General features: G+C 39.3%; 5 protein-coding genes. 2 read left to right on the forward strand and 3 right to left on the reverse strand.

Features of this window, described 5'->3' with window-relative positions; all coding sequences use genetic code 11:
* Nucleotides 1-131: 131 nt before the first annotated feature.
* From VB714_RS26575 to gloB, 3 genes are all read right to left on the reverse strand, one after another.
* Nucleotides 132-683 carry a transcriptional repressor gene (locus VB714_RS26575; protein ID WP_323228292.1) on the reverse strand — a complete coding sequence of 184 codons (552 nt, stop codon included), beginning with the start codon at nt 681-683 and terminating at the stop codon, nt 132-134.
* A gap of 152 nt (nt 684-835) precedes the next feature.
* On the reverse strand, nt 836-1,294 hold the full coding sequence (gene rplI, locus VB714_RS26580; RefSeq protein WP_323228293.1) for a 50S ribosomal protein L9: 459 nt from the start codon (nt 1,292-1,294) through the stop codon (nt 836-838).
* 88 nt (nt 1,295-1,382) lie between these two features.
* Nucleotides 1,383-2,156 carry a hydroxyacylglutathione hydrolase gene (gene gloB / locus VB714_RS26585; RefSeq protein ID WP_323228295.1) on the reverse strand — a complete coding sequence of 258 codons (774 nt, stop codon included), beginning with the start codon at nt 2,154-2,156 and terminating at the stop codon, nt 1,383-1,385.
* Nucleotides 2,157-2,801: 645 nt separating this feature from the next.
* On the opposite strand from gloB, the gene VB714_RS26590 reads away from it, so the two are divergent.
* Both VB714_RS26590 and VB714_RS26595 read left to right on the forward strand, forming a co-directional pair.
* Nucleotides 2,802-4,043: an AAA-like domain-containing protein gene (locus tag VB714_RS26590; RefSeq protein WP_323228297.1), complete on the forward strand. Its 1,242-nt coding sequence runs from the start codon at nt 2,802-2,804 to the stop codon at nt 4,041-4,043.
* A partial coding sequence (locus VB714_RS26595) for an AAA-like domain-containing protein (RefSeq protein ID WP_323228298.1) occupies nt 4,040-5,890 on the forward strand: 1,851 nt, incomplete at its 3' end. The genes VB714_RS26590 and VB714_RS26595, both read left to right, overlap by 4 nt.

The following is a 5,890-nucleotide window of genomic DNA, read 5'->3' on the forward strand; positions in this document are numbered from 1 at the left end:
GGAGCGGTGCAACCTCGTGCCGAGGTTGCACCGCTCCTCAGCTTATCCAATTGACCTTTGGAGGTCGCTCTCATCCCCTCTTCAATCGAAGATTTGAAGAGGGGAATTCCCGCTCCCATTGTTAAAAAATATTATTCTTCCTCGGCGCGATCGCGCTGCTTTTGACTATTATCTTCACTGGCATGACTTTCTGAAATGGCGCGGGAACAAGACCAGTTACTCGGTAAGGCAGACGGCCAGCCTAAACGCAGGGCTTCTGGGCATATTGTCATTACCGTTAATTGACAATCAATGAGTTGAAATCCTTCTTTTTCGGTTTGTTTCAGACTTTGTTTTAAAATCGAATCGTTATTAAATTCAATGGTTTTGTTGCATTGAATGCAAACCATGTGGTGATGGTGGTGAGGGTAAGGTTGATTGAGTTCGTAGTGCTTATGTCCTTCTGCTAACTCTAATTCCCGCAAAATCCCCATCCGCGCCATGAGTTTGACACTACGGTAAATTGTAGAAAGACTGATACTTTCGCCGCGCTGTTCTAAAAGTTGAAAAAGTTCTTCCGCACTTAAATGATTTCCCCTCGGCAAATTTTGAAAAACGTGCAAAATTTGTTCCCGTTGTGGAGTTAAGCGCCAACCTCGAGAATTGAGTTCGGCTTTGAGGGTATTGGCGGTGTAGGGCAGCATAATTCTCAGAAAGAGCGACTTATTGAAAATGATAGTTTGTTTTCTGGGTCATTTTCAACAATTTTTCTGAATTGAGAATATTTATTAATGGGAGTTGGGGAGTAGGGAGAGTCAGCAGGATTTCTTCTCTTCTCCTCCTCCCTCATTTCCTTTTAAAGGGGTGCAACTTCAATTTCAACGATTGCTATCACTTCTGGGTGTAGCTTGACTTCAACCTGATAATTGCCCAGTTTGCGAATATCGGGGATGGTAATATCGCGTTTGTCAACCTCTTGGCCTGCTTTTTCTTTGAGGGTATCGGCAACATCTTGTGATGTTACTGTCCCAAAAATGGCTTTCTCTTCTCCAGCTTGCTTCTTAATCGTTAAGCGTCCAACGGTTGCTAATGCTGTCTTGCGGGCTTCAGCTTCTCGCTTGATTTCCAGTAAGCGCAGGCGCTCTTTCTCTTTTCTTTGTTCTACCATTTTAATGATGCCAGGGGTTGCTCGCACGGCAAATCCTTTCGGGACGAGGTAATTGCGGGCATATCCAGGGGCAACATCAACGACATCACCGTTGTTGCCGAGTTTGCTGACATCTTGATTTAAAACAACTTGTACGCGCTTGGCCATAGTTCTCCAGTAAACCTAAAATTTTTTCTACAATTTGGTCACAATCTTTTACTATACAATCAAATCGAAGTCTTTTTGCAATCCAAGTTTAAAATAAGTCTTTTTTTCCCCGCAAGCGAGCGAAGGTTTTGACCTTATCGTTTGTTCTCATTGCCTGTTGAATTTCGGCACTATCCCAGCGTAGGAAAGGGTTTGTGCGTTTTTCGATGCTAAGAAGAGAGGGAATAGTTGGTTCTTGGTGCGATCGCATTACTTTCACTTTTGCATAACGAGTTTTCAAGTCAATATTATAGGGATCGACGGTGAGAGCAAATTGGAGATTATTCAGTGTATACTCGTGAGCGCACCAAATTCGCGTATTATCGGGCAGTTTTCGCAATTTTTCGAGGGAATTCAACATTTGAGCGGGAGTTCCTTCAAATAAGCGCCCGCAACCTCCGGCAAATAAGGTATCGCCGCAGAATAATTCTCCTGGTTCGCGATCGCCGCGAGGGGGGAAATAGTAAGCAATGTGAGCGCGGGTATGTCCGGGTACAAAAAATACCTCTCCTTGGCGATCGCCAAACTCGACGCGATCGCCTTCTTGTAAAAATCTGTTCTGTCCAGGGAGGCGATCGCGATCTTCTGCTCCCCCATACACTAGCAAATTGGGGAAATGTTGCAAAAGCTCTCGATTACCGCCAATATGATCCCAGTGGTGGTGGGTGTGAAAAATGGCTGCAAGTTCTGCACCGAGGGCATTCAATTGCTGTAAAACGGGTTCTGCTAGTGCTGGATCGACAACAGCAGCAAGATTTTGAGTCCCATCGTGGAGCAAAAAAATATAGTTGTCAGAGAGGACAGGAATGCGAATAACTTGCATGAGAGAAAAACTTTCTTTACCTTAATAGTATTGCCATTTGAAACAAATGCAATTCGGGTATAGAACTATCGCTATTATTGTAACGAATCATAATTGATAAACAAAGTGATAGATGTCCCAGAATATTCTGGGACATCTATCTATCGATCGCATAATCAAACTTGCCAGATAATGTAAGATCGTGTTAGGTTATGGCCGTGTCAGTTCTACTTTTTGGTAACAAGGTAGAGAAATAACAATGCGATCGCTCCGAATAATACGCAAGGTGATTCGGTCAATAGAGTGACTAATAGCACTACGATTTCCAGCAACACTTTGAAGTCTTCAAGATTATTCATGGATTGGTTACTCCGTTCTAACTACATTTCTATGAAATCGTGCCGAAGACTAAGATATGGAATTACTTTGGACTAATTTTCGCTAGATTGAAATAAGATATTTCAAGTAATAAAATCAATAAATTATTATTTTTGAACTACATTAGTTGTATTAAATGTGACATCGGCTGTGTACTCGAATTTTGAGATCGCGATCGCCTTAAATTGTGATCAATATAAATTCACTTGGACTAACTTAGACTAACTTGGACTAACTTGGGACTGACAAAAACTCGCTAAAATCTGAATAGTTCTTATACATCTTTCTATGTCTCGCTCAATCCGAGTTACTCAAAAGTGGCTTCCCAAAGTTCGTACAGCACTTCGTCGCAATAGTTATCCTAGTCAGAGAGCCTTTGCGACGGACATTGGATTTGCTAGAGCAACAGTAAGCAAGTTTTTCACGGGAAAACAGATCGATCATCTGAATTTTGTTGAAATTAGCGAAAAATTAGGACTGGATTGGCAGGAGATTGGTGAGATTCCTCCACAGTTGAGCGATCCATCGAATCCATCGACTCTCAAAACCTCAAAAATTTATATAGAGCGTCCCCCTATTGAGGAAACTTGCTATCAAGAGATTCTCAAACCTGGTTCTCTGATTCGGATTAAGGCTCCGAAGCAAATGGGAAAAACTTCCCTTGCGATCGCCCTTCGCGATCGGGCTGCAAAAGATGGTTACAGAACTGTTCATCTGAGTCTCAAAGCGATCGATCGCAGTGCATTAGGGGATTTAGAGCAATTCTTACGGCAATTTTGTAATGCTGTTTGTCTAGAATTGTCTATCTCACAAGACACAGAAGATGATTGGAGTGACGGAATAGGAAGCAAGAGTAGCTGTACAAACTATTTTGAAAAACATTTTTTGTCTGACTCTAGCTCTCCTCTGCTCTTATGTTTGGATGATGTTGATTTTATTTTTTCCTATCCTGTCGCTGAAGAATATTTGACATTGTTGCGCTTCTGGCATGAAAGAGCAAAAACTCGCTCACTTTGGAAAGAACTTCGTCTTATTGTTGTTCATTCGACAGAAGATTACCCCACACTTAACATCAATCACTCACCGTTTAATGTTGGATTGCCGATTGAGTTACCTCCCTTTACTTTAGAGCAAGTTCAGCAGCTTGCCGATCGCCATAAAGTCGATCGCGATCGCGTGCAAAAATTGACAGCAATGGTAGGTGGACATCCTTTTTTACTCCAACAGGCTCTCTTCCATCTCAAAACCCATCCGGAGAGTCAACTAGACGACTTGCTGAGGGATGCTCCTACAGCAGCAGGAATTTACAGTAATTATCTTATGGAACTTTTACAGGAGTTGAAACAGCACCAAGAACTTGCTCAAGCGCTTAAACAAGTTGTTCAGTCACAGAATTCAGTGCGACTGGAGACGACAATAAGTTATAAACTAAATAGTATAGGCTTGGTCAAGCACCAAGGTAATGAAGTTGTTGTAAGCTGTGAGTTATATCGTGAGTATTTTCGCGATCGCCTTTCGGATAGCCAATGAATATATTGCCAATGAATATATTGTCAAATTTGGATCGGTTTTATAAAACGCAAGGAGGAAGTCTTGCATGGGATGATCCAACCTATGTTGAGCGAAAAGCCGATCGCGATTTTTATGAGAAGTTAAAGCAAGGAGATTTTTGCTATGTTTTTAATGCCCGACAAACAGGTAAATCCAGTTTAAAAAATAGAACAATATATAAATTAACACAAGCAGGAATTGATTGTGCTGATATTGATCTGACAGGAATTGGCGGAAGTGAAGAAGAATGCTACAGAAGTATTATTAATGAATTAGTATATTGTTTTAATCTTAAAATAAATCAGCGAGATTGGTGGAAAAAGCATCAAGATTATGCTTTTAATTATCGTTTTACTCTTTTTCTGAAAGAAGTATTATTAGCAAAATCTTCAAAGTCTATTGTGATATTCATAGATGAAATTGATAGCATTCTCAGTTTAAACTTCCAAAGCGATAATTTTTTTGCTTTAATTCGTTCTTATCACAATAAACGAGCTAATATTTCCGAATATAAACGCCTTACTTTTGCTCTATTGGGGGTAGCAACACCATCAGATTTAATTCAGGATAAATATAGAACTCCATTTAATATCGGTCATGCAATTGAGTTAACAGGTTTTTCATTTGAAGAAGCTCAATCAAAGTTAATTCAAGGACTTGAAAAAAAAGTAGACAATCCAAAAACAATATTGAAAATAATATTAAAATGGACAAATGGGCAACCATTTCTAACTCAAAAACTATGTAGCTTAGTTGTTAAAAAGGCAGAAAATGGAAACCCTGATATCGATCAATTAGTTGAACAGTTTATTCTCAACAATTGGGAAAGTCAAGATGAACCAGAACATTTAAAAACAATACAAAATCGATTACTTAAGGATGAATCAAAAATTGATCGATTATTAGCCGTATATACACAAATCTTAAAACAAGGCGAAATTAAAAGGGATGGAAGTCCAACACAAGCAGAATTGCGATTGTCGGGTTTAATAACCAAAAATCAGGGAAATTTAGAAATTACAAATTTGATTTATAAAAAAATATTTAATCTGGAGTGGGTAGAAGAACAACTAAATAATTTATGGCCTTATACAGAAGAAACAACAAATTGGAGAGCTGACAAGGAAAATAGTTCTTATTTACTTCATGGAGAGGAACTTGAAAAAGCGTTGAAATGGTCAAAAGATAAAACTTTAAAAGCTGAGGATGGAATTTTTTTACGCGAAAGTGCCATTCGTCATCAACTAGAATATCAACGATTGGAAGGAAAATTTACGGATCCAGATGTGTTACTCAACTCAGTTTATGGTTGGACAAACGGACAAAAAGACCTCAAAGATAAAATTTTCTCTCTGATTTTGACATCCTCAAAGAGATTGGAGATACAAGATGAAAGAAATTGGGTCACTGAGTTAGTTCGATCGCATTTGATCGATCGCTGGAAAACCCACGATGATGCAGGACATTTACGAGAGATTCGCGATCGCATTTTGAAGATTGAGGAAAGCGATCGCTTCTGGATGTTGATACTATATCGAAGAATTTTGCAGAATGAAGAAGTAGGAGTTAATGAGAAGGATAACGATCAATTGTATTTACTCGATCTTGGGCTAGTGGTAAAGCGATCAAAAAAACTCATAATTGCCAATCGAATTTATCAAGAGGTTTTTAATTCAGCTTGGGTTGAGACAATATTTCCTGATGTGCGATCTTACAGCAAACAACTAGCAGCTTGGTTTGGTTCTGAGGAGCAAGATTCTTCTCAGCTTTTACACGGACAAGAATTGAAAGATACTCTAAAATATATAGAAAATCAATATTCACTA

The organism is Spirulina sp. 06S082, from assembly GCF_034932145.1.
Lineage (GTDB): Bacteria > Cyanobacteriota > Cyanobacteriia > Cyanobacteriales > Spirulinaceae > CCY15215.